Source organism: Ectopseudomonas composti, assembly GCF_900115475.1.
In the GTDB taxonomy this organism is placed as follows: domain Bacteria; phylum Pseudomonadota; class Gammaproteobacteria; order Pseudomonadales; family Pseudomonadaceae; genus Aquipseudomonas; species Aquipseudomonas composti.
In genome coordinates, this window is the sequence record NZ_FOWP01000001.1 from 94,176 (window position 1) to 109,032 (window position 14,857).

General features: G+C 63.6%; 13 protein-coding genes and 1 other RNA gene. 2 read left to right on the forward strand and 12 right to left on the reverse strand.

The window, feature by feature from the left end; all coding sequences use genetic code 11:
• Positions 1-14: 14 nt before the first annotated feature.
• From murG to rsmI, 12 genes are all read right to left on the reverse strand, one after another.
• Positions 15-1,085, reverse strand: coding sequence for an undecaprenyldiphospho-muramoylpentapeptide beta-N-acetylglucosaminyltransferase (gene murG / locus BM059_RS00445; protein ID WP_074935998.1), 1,071 nt, complete (start codon positions 1,083-1,085; stop codon positions 15-17).
• The gene (ftsW, locus tag BM059_RS00450) at positions 1,075-2,292 is read right to left on the reverse strand and encodes a putative lipid II flippase FtsW (RefSeq protein WP_037004193.1); all 1,218 of its coding nucleotides are present in this window, start codon (positions 2,290-2,292) and stop codon (positions 1,075-1,077) included. Before ftsW ends, murG begins: the two co-directional genes overlap by 11 nt.
• The gene (gene murD / locus BM059_RS00455; RefSeq protein ID WP_074936000.1) at positions 2,292-3,644 is read right to left on the reverse strand and encodes a UDP-N-acetylmuramoyl-L-alanine--D-glutamate ligase; all 1,353 of its coding nucleotides are present in this window, start codon (positions 3,642-3,644) and stop codon (positions 2,292-2,294) included. Before murD ends, ftsW begins: the two co-directional genes overlap by 1 nt.
• A complete protein-coding gene (gene mraY / locus BM059_RS00460) occupies positions 3,645-4,727 on the reverse strand; it encodes a phospho-N-acetylmuramoyl-pentapeptide-transferase (RefSeq protein WP_037004191.1) in 1,083 nt (360 codons plus the stop codon).
• A complete protein-coding gene (locus tag BM059_RS00465) occupies positions 4,728-6,098 on the reverse strand; it encodes a UDP-N-acetylmuramoyl-tripeptide--D-alanyl-D-alanine ligase (protein ID WP_074936004.1) in 1,371 nt (456 codons plus the stop codon). It lies immediately after the preceding gene.
• Positions 6,091-7,554, reverse strand: a complete 1,464-nt coding sequence (gene murE, locus BM059_RS00470) for a UDP-N-acetylmuramoyl-L-alanyl-D-glutamate--2,6-diaminopimelate ligase (protein ID WP_074936006.1) — start codon at positions 7,552-7,554, stop codon at positions 6,091-6,093. The genes BM059_RS00465 and murE overlap by 8 nt, the downstream gene beginning before the upstream one ends.
• Positions 7,554-9,281, reverse strand: coding sequence for a peptidoglycan D,D-transpeptidase FtsI family protein (locus tag BM059_RS00475; protein WP_074936008.1), 1,728 nt, complete (start codon positions 9,279-9,281; stop codon positions 7,554-7,556). Before BM059_RS00475 ends, murE begins: the two co-directional genes overlap by 1 nt.
• On the reverse strand, positions 9,278-9,571 hold the full coding sequence (gene ftsL / locus BM059_RS00480) for a cell division protein FtsL (RefSeq protein ID WP_037004187.1): 294 nt from the start codon (positions 9,569-9,571) through the stop codon (positions 9,278-9,280). Before ftsL ends, BM059_RS00475 begins: the two co-directional genes overlap by 4 nt.
• Positions 9,568-10,512: a 16S rRNA (cytosine(1402)-N(4))-methyltransferase RsmH gene (gene rsmH, locus BM059_RS00485; RefSeq protein WP_074936010.1), complete on the reverse strand. Its 945-nt coding sequence runs from the start codon at positions 10,510-10,512 to the stop codon at positions 9,568-9,570. Before rsmH ends, ftsL begins: the two co-directional genes overlap by 4 nt.
• A gap of 2 nt (positions 10,513-10,514) precedes the next feature.
• Entirely contained in the window at positions 10,515-10,970 is a 456-nt protein-coding gene (mraZ, locus tag BM059_RS00490) for a division/cell wall cluster transcriptional repressor MraZ (RefSeq protein ID WP_003459315.1), read from the reverse strand.
• A gap of 308 nt (positions 10,971-11,278) precedes the next feature.
• Positions 11,279-11,626: RNase P RNA component class A (gene rnpB / locus BM059_RS00495), an RNA gene on the reverse strand.
• 59 nt (positions 11,627-11,685) lie between these two features.
• Positions 11,686-12,585, reverse strand: coding sequence for a 16S rRNA (cytidine(1402)-2'-O)-methyltransferase (gene rsmI / locus BM059_RS00500; protein ID WP_037004185.1), 900 nt, complete (start codon positions 12,583-12,585; stop codon positions 11,686-11,688).
• 89 nt (positions 12,586-12,674) lie between these two features.
• Between rsmI and BM059_RS00505 the strand changes: the two genes are divergently transcribed.
• Together BM059_RS00505 and BM059_RS00510 are read left to right on the forward strand one after the other, a co-directional pair.
• Positions 12,675-14,483 carry a penicillin-binding protein activator gene (locus BM059_RS00505; RefSeq protein ID WP_074936012.1) on the forward strand — a complete coding sequence of 603 codons (1,809 nt, stop codon included), beginning with the start codon at positions 12,675-12,677 and terminating at the stop codon, positions 14,481-14,483.
• Complete coding sequence (locus BM059_RS00510) at positions 14,480-14,839, forward strand: YraN family protein (protein WP_037004183.1); 360 nt, start codon at positions 14,480-14,482, stop codon at positions 14,837-14,839. The genes BM059_RS00505 and BM059_RS00510 overlap by 4 nt, the downstream gene beginning before the upstream one ends.
• Positions 14,840-14,857: the final 18 nt, after the last annotated feature.

Below are 14,857 nucleotides of genomic sequence, written 5' to 3' on the forward strand. Positions count from 1 at the left end.
CCGCAGCAGGAGACTTAGCCACGCATCACCTCCTGGCAGATGTCGACCACCGTGCGGGTTGCATCGGGCTTGGCCAGGCGGCGCGCAGTGGCGCCCATGACATTGAGTTTTTCCAGGTGCATCAGAACCTCGGTGAGCTGCGCGGCAAGCGTGTCCGCGTCAGTGGCATATTGCGCAAGAAGGACAGCGGCGCCCTCCTTCGCCAGGTATTCGGCATTGCGGCTCTGGTGGTCGTCGATCGCGTGCGGCAGCGGCACGAGAAACGACGGCAAGCCAGCGGCGGCCAATTCGCTGACGGTCAGCGCGCCGGCGCGGCACACCACCAGATCAGCCCAGCCATAGGCGCGGGCCATGTCCTTGATGAAAGGCGCGACCTCGGCTTCGACCGCGGCATCGCGATAACGCTCCGCAGTGATTTCGGCATGTTGTTTACCGGCCTGGTGAAACACCTGTGGGCGCACCTCGGTGGAGATTTTCCCCAGTGCGGCAGGCAGCAATTTGTTCAGTGGCTCGGCGCCCAGGCTGCCGCCCAGCACCAGCAATTTCGGCTTGCGGCCAACCAGCGGCTCACGCGGCGTTTCCAGGAACAGCTCCTCACGCACCGGGTTGCCAGTGGTGCGCCGCTTGTCGGAAGCGCCGAAGGTGTTCGGGAAGGCCTCGCAGATGCGCACGGCGATGCGCGACAGCAGGCGATTGGCGGTACCGGCAACGGCGTTCTGCTCGTGGATCACCAGCGGTACACCGGCCAGACGTGCAGCCAGGCCGCCAGGCCCGGTTACATAGCCGCCCATGCCGAGTACGCAGACCGGCTGCACCTCGCGCACAATGCGACGTGCCTGCAGCAGCGAACGCAGCAGTTGGAACGGCGCCTTGAGCAGTGACAACTTGCTCTTGCCGCGCAGGCCGCTGACGTTGATCAGGTGCAGCGGCAGCCCGGCTTGCGGCACCAGCTCGTTCTCGATGCCACGCGGCGTACCGAGCCAGTGCACGCTGTAACCGCGAGCCTGAAATTCGCGCGCGCAGGCAAGCGCCGGGAATACGTGGCCGCCCGTGCCACCGGCCATGATCAATACGTTACCGCGCATGGGCGACCTCCTTGCTCGGCTCGGCGAAATCTTCTTCGCTGAACTCGATATCCTCGTTGCCCAGCACGTTGCGTCGCTCCCACTCGATACGCAGCAGAATGGCCAGGCTGATGCAGCAGATCACCAGCGACGAACCACCGTAGCTGAGGAAGGGCAAGGTCAGACCCTTGGTCGGCAACAGGCCGGTATTCACGCCGATATTGATCAAGAACTGGCCGATCCACAGGAACGACAGCCCGTACGCCACGTAGGCGGAGAAGAACTGCTTGGCCTTCTCGGCCCACAGGCCGATGTAAAGGCCGCGTACGCAGACGAAGACGAACAGCGCCAGGGTCGCCAGCGCACCGACGAAGCCCAGCTCCTCGGCCAGGACCGAGAAGACGAAGTCGGTGTGCGCTTCGGGCAGGTAGAACTGCTTCTGGATGCTGTTGCCCAGGCCCACGCCGAACCACTCGCCACGGCCGAAGGCAATCAGCGCCTGGGTCAACTGGTAGCCCGAGCCATACTGGTCAGCCCAGGGGTCAGTGAAGGTGATCAGACGTTGCAGGCGATATTCCTGGGTTTGCACCAGCACGAACACGGCACCGACCGCCAGGGCCACCATCAGGCCGAAGCGCAACATGCCGACACCACCGAGGAACAGCATGGCCATGGCCGCGCCCATCATCACCACGGTGGCGCCGAAGTCCGGCTCCAGCAGCAACAGGCCGGCCATCGGCAGCAGCACCACGAACGGCTTGAAGAAGCCCATCCAGCTCTCGCGCACTTCTTCCTGACGGCGCACCAGATAGCCGGCCAGGTAGACCACCACGAACACCTTGGCGATCTCCGAGGGCTGCACGTTGAACGCGCCGAAACCGATCCAGCGCCGCGCACCGTTGACCTCGCGGCCAATACCGGGGATCAGCACCAACACCAGCAGGCCGAACGCTGCCAGCAACAGCATCCAGCCATAACGCTGCCAGAAGCTCATCGGGATCATCAGCACGACGCCGGCAGCGCCGAGGCCGATGACCAGATAGATCAGGTGGCGAATCATGTGATACAGCGGGTTGCCGGACAGCGCCGCCGCCACCTCCGACGAGGCCGAGGTGATCATCACCAGGCCCAGGCCGAGCAGCCCCAGGCAGCCGGCAAGCATCGGGAAGTCGACGTTGAAACCGCGACCGAACAGCGGCGAGGGACTAACGCGCAGGAAGGCCAGCATCAGCGAAGCCCTCCCACAGCCTGGGCGAACAGACGCCCGCGCTCTTCGAAGTTCTTGAACATGTCGAGGCTGGCACACGCTGGCGACAACAGCACAGCATCGCCGGCCTCGGCCAGTTCGCGGCAGCGCTGCACGGCCTCGTCGAGGGTCGTTACCCGCACCAGCGGCGCGGCGTCGCCCAAGGCTTCGGCCAGGCGCTCGGCATCACGACCGAGCAGCACCACGGCGCGGCAGAAGCGTGCAACTGAAGTTTTCAGCGCGGAGAAGTCGGCGCCCTTGCCATCGCCACCGGCAATCAGCACCAGCTTGCCGGCAATATCTGCGCCCAGGCCTTCGATGGCCGCCAGCGCGGCACCGACGTTGGTGGCTTTGGAATCATCGTAGTAATTCACCCCAGCACGTTCACCAACCCACTGGCAGCGGTGCGGCAAACCGGTGAACTGGCGCAGGGTAGCGAGCATGGCGTCCATCGGCAGGCCGACGGCCTGACCGAGCGCCAGCGCCGCCAGGGCGTTGGACTGGTTATGCGCGCCGCGGATCTTCAGCTCGCTCACCGGCAGCAGCGTCTCGAAGCGAAACGCCAGGGATTTTTCGCCGTTTTCTTCGAGCAGGCCGAAGCGTTTGAAGTCGGGTTTGCCAAGGCCGAACTCCCAGCAGGTCACCTGATCGGCGATCAGCGGACGCGAAAGCGCGTCGTCTCGATTGATCACCACCTGACGGGCACCACGAAAGATCCGGTGCTTGGCCAGGTGATAGGCCGGCAGGCCGCTGTAGCGGTCCATGTGGTCTTCGCTGATGTTCAGGCAGGTGGCCACTTCAGCGTTGAGCTGATCGGTGGTTTCCAGCTGGAAGCTGGACAGTTCCAGCACGTACAGCTCGACGTCGTCCGCCAGCAGGTCCAGCGCCGGGGTACCGAGGTTGCCGCCGACGGCAACGCGCTTGTCGGCCGCAACGGCCATTTCACCGACCAGGGTGGTGACGGTGCTCTTGGCATTGGAACCGGTGATGGCGACGATCGGCGCCTTGGCGTGACGGGCGAACAGGTCGATATCACCGGACAACTTCACCCCGCGCGCAGCAGCTTCGGCCAGCGCCGGCGTGGCCACGGCCAGACCAGGGCTCACGTACAGCTCCGAGGCGCGGCAGAGAAAATTCACGTCCAGCTCGCCGCAGCGTACCTCCACCTGCGGGTAGTCGCGCTTGAGCGTTTCCAGCTCCGGTGGGTTCGCGCGCGTATCGGCCACGGCAAAGCGCACGCCCTGCTGCGCCAGGAAGCGCACCAGGGACATGCCGCTCTTGCCGAGGCCGACAACGATGCGGAACTGGTCGGAAGCGATCAACGACACGCTCAATTACCTCAGTTTCAGGGTGGCAAGGCCAATCAGCACGAGAATCACGGTGATGATCCAGAAGCGGACGATCACGCGCGGCTCGGGCCAGCCCTTGAGTTCGAAATGGTGGTGGATCGGCGCCATGCGGAACACGCGCTTGCCGGTCAGCTTGAAGCTGGCGACCTGGATGATCACCGACAAGGTTTCCATGACGAACACCCCACCCATGATGAACAGCACGACTTCCTGGCGGACGATCACGGCGATGGTGCCCAGTGCGGCGCCGAGGGCCAGCGCGCCGACGTCGCCCATGAACACCTGTGCCGGGTAGGTGTTGAACCACAGAAAGCCCAGGCCGGCACCGACCAACGCGGCGCAGAACACGATCAGCTCACCAGAGCCCGGCACATACGGGATCAGCAGGTATTCAGCGAAGTTCACGTTGCCTGACAGGTAGCAGAAGATGCCCAGCGCGCCGCCGACCATCACGGTCGGCAGAATGGCCAGACCATCGAGGCCGTCGGTGAGGTTCACTGCGTTGCTCGAACCGACGATGACGAAGTAGGTCAGCACCACGAAGCCGATACCCAGCGGGATGCTTACATCCTTCAGCAGCGGCAGGATCAGGGTGGTCTCCACCGGGCTCTGCGCCGTCATATAAAGGAAGAAGGCGGCGCCCAGGCCGAACACCGACTGCCAGAAATACTTCCAGCGGCTCGGCAGGCCACGCGAGTTCTTCTCGATCACCTTGCGGTAGTCATCGACCCAGCCGATGGCACCGAACAGCAGGGTCACGGCCAGTACCACCCAGACGTAGCGATTCGACAGGTCAGCCCAGAGCAACGTGCTGACGGTGATGGCGCTGAGGATCAGCGCACCGCCCATGGTCGGCGTGCCCTTCTTCGACAGATGCGACTGCGGGCCATCGTTGCGCACGGACTGGCCGATCTGACGCACCTGCAGGGTACGGATCATCCACGGGCCGAGCCACAGCGACAGCGCCAGGGCCGTAAGCACGCCGAGGATGCCGCGCAGGGTCAGGTACTGAAAGACCGCGAAGCCCTTGTGGAACTGTTGCAGGTACTCCGCCAGCAGCAGCAGCATTTAGTGAATCTCCCCAGATACGCCACACAGCGCCGCCACGACCTTGTCCATGGCTGCGCTGCGTGAACCCTTGATTAGTAGTGTGCTGCCGGCCTGCTCGGCGCGAAGCGCTTCGATCAGCTCGGCCTGGTCGACGAAGTGGCGGCCTTTTGAGCCAAACTCCTCGACCGCATGACGCATGAGAGAGCCAACGGCATACAGTGCATCGACCTTGCCGGCTGCGTGGCGGCCAACATCGCGATGGCCCTGTTCAGCCCATTCGCCCAACTCGCCCATGTCTCCCAGCACCAGAACGGTGCGACCGGAGAAGGCGGCGAGTATATCCACCGCCGCACACATCGACACGGGGTTGGCGTTGTAACTGTCATCGATGATGCGCACGCCATTAGCCGCCAGCTGCGCTACCGCGCGCCCCTTGACCGGCTGCTGGCTTTGCAGACCTTGAACCATGGCGACCAACGGCATGCCCAGAGCATGGGCGGCGGCACAGGCGGCCAAGGCGTTAGCCACGTTATGCTCGCCCAGCAGGTTGAGCTGAATGCGCGTACTACCGACCGGGCTACGCAAGGTGAAGCCCTGACAGCCACGCTCGTCGCGGGCCAGATCGCTGCCGTGGAAGTCCGCGCGAGTGTCGCGCAAGGCAAAGCTCATTACCTTACGTCCGGCCGCGCGACGCTGCCAGGTGACGAAGGCCTTGTCATCCAGGTTGAGCACGGCCACGCCATCGTTCGGCAGACCTTCGAGTATCTCGCCTTTGGCCTCGACGATTTTTTCCGGGCCGCCGAACTCGCCAACGTGAGCGTTACCGGCGTTGGTAATGATCGCCACCTGCGGCCGAGTCAGGCTGACGGTGTAGGCGATCTCACCAATATGATTGGCGCCCAGCTCGATCACCCCGGCGCGATGCTCCGGCGCCAGTTCCAGCAAGGTCAGCGGCGCACCAAGGTCGTTGTTGAGATTACCGCGGGTCGCCAGCACTGCGCCGTTCAAGCCAGCACGCAGGATGGCCGCAAGCATTTCCTTGACGCTGGTCTTGCCGCTGGAGCCGGTCACGGCAGCCAGCGGGCCGTTGAAGGCCTCGCGATTCAGCGCACCCAACTGACCGAGCGCCATGCGCGAATCCGCCACCAGCAGTTGCGGCAGCGGCGCATTCGCCACCTCGCGCTCGACCAATGCCGCCACGGCGCCCTTGGCGGCGACTTCGGCCAGATAGTCATGGCCGTCAAAACGCGGCCCGGCCAGTGCCACGAACAGCTGGCCTGCGGCAATGCTGCGGCTGTCGGTGCCCACCGCCGAGAAAGCGACATCGGCACCAATCACGCGCGCGTTCAAGTCACTGGCAACGTCGCTGAGCAGCCAGGGCTTAAGCATGAGCCGCCTCCCAGGCCGCCAGGGCCTTGTTCGCTTCGATCAGGTCGGAGAACGGCTGACGCACACCCATGATTTCCTGGTAATCCTCATGCCCCTTGCCAGCCAGCACCAGAACGTCGGCGGCTTCAGCCTGAGCGATCAGCCGCGCGATGGCATCGCCACGACCATGAATGAACTGCACCTGCTCCGGCGCTGCGAAGCCAGCGCGAATATCGGCAACGATCTGCGCTGGTTCTTCAGTGCGCGGGTTGTCATCGGTCACCCACACCCTGTCAGCCAGGCGCTCGGCTACCGCAGCCATCAGCGGGCGCTTGCCACGATCACGATCACCACCGCAGCCGAACAGACAGACCAGACGCCCGTCGACATGTGGGCGCATGGCTTCGAGCACTTTCTCCAGCGCGTCCGGTGTGTGTGCGTAGTCGACCACCACCAGCGGCTTGTCGCCGCCGCCAAGGCGCTGCATGCGGCCAGCCGGTCCCTGAAGTTGCGGCAAGACCTTGAGAATCTCGTCGAGTGCGTAATCCAGTCCCAGCAGCGCACCGACCACCGCCAGCAAATTGCTGAGGTTGAAGCGGCCAAGCAGATTACTGCGCAGCACGCCTTCGCCACGCGGCGTGACCAGGCGTGCGCGCACGCCGTGATCGTCGAAGTGCGCTTCGCTGCAATAAAGGAAGGCGCTGGCATCGTTGAGGCTGTAACCGATCAGGCGCGACTCATGCGTCTGCGCGGCCAGTTCACGACCGAAGGCGTCATCGAGGTTGATCACCCGGCAGCGCAGATTCGGCCAGGCGAACAGCTTGGCCTTGGCCGCGCCGTAGGCCTCCATGCTGCCGTGATAATCAAGGTGGTCACGCGACAGATTGGTGAACACCGCGACATCGAACTCCAACGCGGCAACACGGCCCTGATCCAGCCCATGGGAAGAGACCTCCATGGCCACCGCACGGGCACCAGCCTGTTTCAGGCCAGCGAGGGTCGCCTGTACACCGACCGGATCGGGCGTGGTGTGCTTGCCTTGCTCCAGCGCGCCATGGAAACCATTGCCCAGGGTGCCGACGATGCCGCAGCGCTGACCGAGCAGATCCATCGCCTGCGCCAGCAACTGGCTGACGCTGGTCTTGCCGTTGGTGCCAGTGATGCCGACCAGATGCAGAGCACGACTCGGCTCACCATAGAAACGCCCGGCGATGGCGGAGAGCTGTTTGGCCAGGCCTTTTACCGGAACCAGCACGGCGCTATCGGCATGCATCGCCGGCGCGCCATCGGCCTCGAATGCCACGGCAGCGGCACCGCGAGCAATGGCATCGGCGATATGCACGCGCCCATCCTGCTGGGTGCCCGGCACAGCCAGGAACAGGTCGCCCGGACGCACCTTGCGGCTGTCCAGCGTCAGTTCACGAATCAGCACGCCGCCCTCGGCAGCCGGCAACAATTGATTGAGTGGCATGGGCATTAGTTGTGCCCTCCCTGGCCAACGGCGGCCATCTTCTGCTCAGGTGGCGGCAGATTGTCTGGCGCAATGTTCATCAAACGCAGCGAACCAGCCATCACCCGGCTAAATACCGGGGCGGAGATCAGGCCGCCGTAGTAGGCGCCCTTGCCGGGCTCATCGATCACCACGACCAGCGCAATACGCGGGTCCTGCGCCGGCGCGAAGCCAGCGAACAGGGAACGATAGGAATTGGTCTGGTAGCCCTTGGCCCCGGAATTGGTCTTGCGCGCAGTACCGCTCTTGCCCGCGACGTGATAACCCGGCACCTGAGCGCGGAACACGCCGCGCGGGGCCTCGATAACCTGCTGCAGCATGCCTTGCAGAGTCTTGGCCACGTCAGCCGGAACCACCTGCATCGCACCTGGCTTCTCATCCACGCGAATCATCGACAGCGGCGTCATGCTGCCGCCATTGGCCAATGCTGCGTAGGCGTGCGCCAACTGCACGGCAGTCACCGAGAGGCCGTAGCCATAGGACAGCGTGGCCGTTTCAGCCTCGCGCCACTTGCGATGATTGGGCAGGTTACCCACTCGCTCACCAGGGAATCCCAGCCCGGTATCACGGCCAAAACCCAGGCTGCTGAACACCTGATGCAGCTGCTCGCCGCCGACATCGAAGGCAACCTTGCTCATGCCGACGTTGCTGGAGTTGATCAGGATGCCGGTCAGATCCAGTGCCGGCCCCTGGGTGCGGGACACGTCACGAATGGTGTAACGGCCGATCTGCAGCGTGCCGTTGCCGACTTGAACGACATCACTGGGTTTCCATCGACCGGTTTCCAGAGCAGCGGCCATCGACAGCGGCTTGATCGTCGAGCCCGGCTCGAACACGTCGATCATGGCGCGGTTGCGCATGGCGGCCGGGGTCAGGTTGCGGCGGTTGTTCGGGTTGTAGGTGGGATGGTTGACCATCGCCAGCACTTCGCCGGTCTTCACGTCGACCATCACCAAGCTGCCGGCCTTGGCATCGTTTTCCAGCAGTGCATTACGCAGTTCACGATGAGCCAGATACTGCAGGCGCAGATCAATGGACAACGCCAAGGCCTTGCCAGCCTTGGCGTTCTGCGCAACCTGTACATCCTTGATCAGCTTGCCGCGGCGATCCTTGAGGACCTGGCGCTTGCCTGGCACACCGGCCAGCCAATCCTCGTAGGCCAGTTCCATGCCCTCGCGGCCGCGGTCGTCGATGTCGGTGAAGCCGACGACATGGGCAGCCACTTCGCCTGCCGGATAGAAACGGCGGAATTCTTCGATGGCATAAACGCCCGGCACTTTCAGATCCAGCACGCGCTGGCCGTTCTCCGGGGTCAGACCGCGCACCAGATACATGAACTCACGTTCCTTGTTCTGCTCCAGGCGCGCGGCGAAGTTGGCCGGGTCCTGACCAAGAGCCGCCGCCAGTGCCGGCCACTGCTCACGACCGGCCTGCAGCTCCTTGCCATTGGCCCACAACGTGGTGACCGGGGTACTCACAGCGAGCGGCTCGCCATTGCGGTCGGTGATCAGGCCACGGTGCGCCGGAATCGGGATATGTCGCACACTGCGCGCATCGCCATGTGCCTTGAGGAAATCATGGTCGAGCACCTGCAGGTCGAGCATGCGCCAGGCAATAGCACCGACCATCAGCGCCAGCAACACCAGCACCAGGCGGAAGCGCCAGGGATAGAGTGCGCCTTCGAGACCGATCATGGACGCACCATGCGCACGGCGGCAGGGTCGGGAATATGCATTTTCAGCTGTTCGCTAGCCAGCGCTTCGATGCGGTTGTGCGCCGTCCAGGTGCTCTGCTCAAGAATGAGACGCCCCCACTCGGCCTGCGCCTTGTCGCGTACGCTCAACTCACCATACAGCTCGTTGAGCAACTGACGATTCCAATGCGCGCTGTAGGACACTGCCACAGCGGAAACCAGAATGGCGACAAACAGCAGCAGCATCAGGAAGCTGCCACTGGGCATGGACTTGATCAGCCGGCGGCTCACCGCAACTTCTCCGCGATGCGCATCACCGCGCTGCGCGAGCGCGGATTGGCCTTGAGTTCGGCATCGCCAGCGTAGACCGGCTTGCCGATCAGCTTGAGACGCGGCTCGAAGGCTTTCGGGATGATCGGCAGGTCGCGCGGCAACTTGTCCGCCTCGCCCTTGGCCTGACGTCTCATGAACTGCTTGACGATGCGGTCTTCCAGCGAATGGAAGCTGATCACCACCAGGCGACCACCTACTTCCAGAGTCTCGAGCGCTGCTTCGAGGCCGCGTTCGAGATCACCGAGCTCGTTATTGACGTAAATGCGGATGCCCTGGAACGCACGGGTTGCCGGGTTCTTGCCCTTTTCCCAGGCAGGATTAGCCACGGTCAGCACCTGCGCCAGATCAGCAGTGCGGGTGAACGGCTGCTCAGCCCGGCGCTGCACCACGGCACGCGCCATACGCTTGGCAAAACGCTCTTCGCCGTAATCCTTGAGTACACGGGCGATTTCATCTTCGTCCGCGGTGGCGATCCAGTCAGCGGCACTGACACCGACATCCGGATTCATCCGCATGTCCAGCGGACCGTCGTTGAGGAAGCTGAAGCCGCGCTCGGGATCATCCAACTGCGGCGAGGACACGCCGAGGTCCAGCAGGATGCCGGCGACCTGACCGGAGATGCCGCGGACAACAGCTTCTTCGCCAAGTTCCGCAAAACTGCGCTGCACAACGACAAAGCGGCCGTCTTCGGCCGCCAATGCTTCCCCGGTGGCTATCGCCAGGGGATCTTTGTCGAACCCCAACAGCCGCCCATCTGGCCCGAGTTTCTGCAAGATAAGCCGGCTATGCCCACCGCGCCCAAAGGTGCCATCCATATAACGACCATCGACGCGCACAGCCAACCCCTCGACAGCCTCGTCGAGCAGCACGGTGATATGGCGGAAGGTGCTATCGGTCATGGTCACAGGATCAGGTCACGCAGGTCATCGGAAAGGGCTCCCGGCTGCTTGATGGCAGCGAGGTCGGCTTCGGCTACGGCATTCCAGGAGTCTTCATCCCAGAGTTGAAACTTGTTCAGCTGACCGACGAGCATCGCTCGCTTGTCCAGCTTGGCGTACTCGCGCAAACGCGGCGGCACCAGGAAGCGGCCACTGGCATCGAGTTCGAGATCGACGGCATTACCGATCAACAGACGCTGCAGGCGGCGGTTCTCTTCACGGAAGGAAGCCAGCTCACGCAGCTTGTTTTCGATCAGCTCCCACTCGGCCAGGGGATAGACGCAAAGACAGGGGTCAACGGCGTCGATGGTCACGATGAGCTGGCCACTGCAACGCGCAACGAGCTCGTCACGATACCGACTCGGCATCGCGAGGCGCCCTTTGGCGTCGAGACTGATGGCGTTAGCTCCGCGAAACACGGCTGCGCTTCCCCTGTAATTAGCTTTCCATGCCCAAAAAAACCCACTTCATGCCACTTCTTACCACTTGCGCACACTATAGGAACGCGCACGCCCCACCGTCAAGGCGCGCCAGAAGGGAAAAATCCTTACAGGACGGAGATTTAGCGAACAAAAGCGAGGGGAAAAGGGATGCCTGAACCGGCTTTTGACAGACAAAGCTCAACCATTCCAGCCAGCTGAAATTCAAACTTAAAGTAATTTGTTAAGAGTAAGAATTTTTCGGTATCAGACGAGCGGGGAATAGAAGGACAACACGAGAAAGGAAGGAGGAGAGTCGATCTGTAAGCCGGGTTCTGTCGAGGACAGTCATTCCTCTACGGCGTACATCACTGCACGCCTTTAGCAACCTACCCGGTTCCAGCGCGGGCCACGCCAATGGAACCCTATTTGGTCTTGCTCCGAGTGGGGTTTACCTAGCCACGGACTGTTGCCAGCCGCGCGGTGCGCTCTTACCGCACCTTTTCACCCTTACCGGCGCCGAAGCGCTTAGGCGGTTATTTTCTGTGGCACTTTCCGTAGGCTCACGCCTCCCAGGCATTACCTGGCACTCCGCCCTATGGAGCCCGGACTTTCCTCCCCCTTCTTGCGAAGGCAGCGACTGTCCGATCGACTCTCCGCCGGCAAGGGTACCGGGCGTGATGGCAAGCTGCAAGCTAGACCGACGGCGAACGCCCTAGGCCTTGCGCTCCAGGGCGACCTGGTAAAGCAAATTCTTGCGCACCCCGGTGATCTCTGCCGCCAGCGCCGCGGCCCGTTTGAGCGGCATCTCCGCCATCAGCAGATCGAGCACGCGCAAGGCTTCGGCGCTGACCGCCTCCTCGCCCTCCGGCGCCTGCCAGCCCGCCACCAGCACCACGCATTCGCCACGCTGCTGATTGCTGTCTGCAGCCACCCAATCAGATAGCTCGGCCAACGGCAGCCCCTGCAAGGTCTCGAATGTCTTGGTCAGCTCACGCGCCAGCAATGCGGGACGATCACCACCAAATACATCACGCATGTCCTGCAGGCATTCGAGAATACGGTGCGGCGCCTCATAGAAGATCAGCGTGCGCGGCTCTTCCCGCACCTGCTCCAGACGCGCGCGGCGCCCAGCTGCTTTGGCCGGCAGAAAACCCTCGAAGATGAAGCGATCCGACGGCAGGCCAGCCGCCGACAGTGCAGCGATCAACGCACAGGCGCCGGGCACGGGCACGACCGCGAACCCTGCGGCACGCGCCTGGCGCACTAGGTGATAACCCGGATCGGAGATCAGCGGCGTGCCTGCATCGGAAATCAGCGCGACATCTTCACCGGCCTGCAACCGCGCCAGAAAGCGCCCACCCTGGTCGCGCTCGTTGTGCTCATGGCAGGCAGCCAATGGCGTATCGATGCCGAAGTGCTGCAGCAGTCGTGCCGAATGCCGCGTGTCTTCGGCGGCAATCAGCGCCACCTCGCGCAGAATCCGCAGCGCCCGCGCGCTGATGTCGTCCAGATTGCCAATGGGCGTGGCGACCACATAAAGGCTGCCTGGCTGGACGCTTGCGACTGCGGGCTGACTCACTGGAAACACCTCGTTAATTGAAAGAGCGCTCATTCTAGCCGGTTCCGCCCCTGCGGCATCGCACCGATCTCGGGGCTTGGGTACAATCGCCGCTTGATTTGCTCAAGTATCAGGATGACCCGATGATCGCTAGCCTGCGTCCTCTTTCTGCTCTTTTCCTGGCCGGCCTGCTCGCCGCCTGCGCCAGCTCGCCCTCCAATAACCTGGGCCAGCTGCCGCGCACGCCACAAGCCAGCATCGAGCAGATGCTCCAGCAAGCCGCCGAGAGCAAACCGGAACAGGCCGCCCTGTTACGCCTATCTGCAGCCGACCAGAGCTACCAGCAGAACGACGTGGCGCGCGCCACCCGCATTCTCGAACAGGTCGATATCGCCGGCCTGCAGCCAGCCCAGCAGATCTTTGCCAGCACCCTGAAGGCCGAGCTGGCCATGGCTCGCAAGCAGCCCAAGAGTGCACTGAAAGCCCTGCAGCACCCCAGCCTCGACCGCCTGGGCGAACTCCCGGTCGAGCAACAGATCCGCACTCAGCTGGTCCGCGCACGCGCCCTTGAAGCCGACGGCCAAATCCTGGCCGCCGCCCGCGAACGCGTATTTATCGCGCCGCTGCTGAGCGGTCAGGTCGCTCACGACAACCACGAGAACATCTGGGCCCTGGTCTCCACTCTGCCAACGCAAACCTCCGCTGGCACCGACAGTGACCTGGCCGGCTGGCTGGAGCTGGCCCAGGTAACCAAAAGCAATACCACACTGGAGCAGCAGCAAGCCGCCATCGACCAGTGGGTCGCGCAGAACCCACAGCACCCTGCCGCCGAACAACTGCCCGAAGCCCTCGGCAAACTGCGCGAACTGGCCAGCCAGCCACTGACTCGTGTCGCCCTGCTGCTGCCGCAGGAAGGCCAACTGGCAAGTGTCGCCCGTGCCCTGCGTGACGGCTTTCTCGCCGCACATTACGAAGCCCAGCAGGCCGGGCAGAACCCACCGGAAATCAAGCTATACGACAGCTCCCGCATCGGCTCGCTGGATGCCTTCTACCAGCAGGCACAAGCCGATGGCATACAACTGGTGGTCGGCCCGCTGGAAAAACCGCTGGTCAAGCAGCTCAGTGATCGCGAGCAACTGCCCATCACCACCCTGGCCCTGAACTACAGCGACGCAGGTCAGGAAGGCCCAGCGCAACTGTTCCAGTTCGGCCTGGCCGCCGAAGACGAAGCCCGCGAAGTCGCGCGCCGTGCCTGGAACGATGGCATGCGCCGCGCCGTGGCCCTAGTACCGCGCGGCGACTGGGGCGACCGCGTACTGGATGCCTTCCGCCAGAGCTGGCAGGCCCAAGGCGGCACACTGATCGCCGCCGAACATGTCGACCAACCCGTGGAGCTGGCCCGTCAGATCGCCGACCTGTTCCAGCTGCGCGAGAGCGAAGCCCGTGCCCGTCGCCTGCAAAACACTCTGGGCACCAGCCTGGATGCACAACCGGCGCGCCGCCAGGACATCGATTTCATCTTCCTCGCCGCCACCCCGCAGCAGGCGCAGCAGATCAAGCCGACCCTGGCCTTCCAGTACGCCGGCGACGTGCCGGTCTACGCCACCTCGCACCTGTTCACCGGCGCTCACAGTCAGGCCCAGTATCAGGACCTGGAAGGTATCCGCTTCTGCGAAACCCCCTGGCTGCTCGACAACCACGCACCACTGCGCCAGGAAGTCAGCAACCAGTGGCCGCAGGCCGGTGGCAGCCTGGGCCGCCTGTATGCCATGGGGATAGACGCCTACCGCCTGGCGCCACGCCTGGGCCAGCTCAAGGCGCTGCCGGAATCGCGCATCGACGGCCTGTCGGGCAGCCTCAGCCTCAACGCCACGCAGCGCATCGAACGCCAACTGCCTTGGGCCGAATTCCGTGGCGGCCAGGTTCAGCGCCTTCCTGACAGCATCAATTGAGCGCACACAACGATCTGGGGCGAGCCGCCGAGCAGGCCGCTCGCCAGCACCTGGAACGTAACGGCCTGCAACTGATCGAACAGAACTGGAGCTGTCGACGCGGCGAACTCGATCTGGTCATGCTCGACGGCGATACAGTAGTATTCGTCGAGGTCCGCGCCCGCCGCCACAGTGCCTGGGGCGGCGCTCTGGAGAGCATCGATGCGCGCAAGCGTGGCAAGTTGGTCATCGCCGCAGAACTCTTCCTCCAGCAACACTCACGCTGGGCCCGCTACCCCTGCCGCTTCGACGTGGTCGCCATCAGTACCAGCGGCGCCACTCGCCTCGACTGGATCAAGAACGCCTTCGATGCCTGACGGCCGTAAACTCAAGGT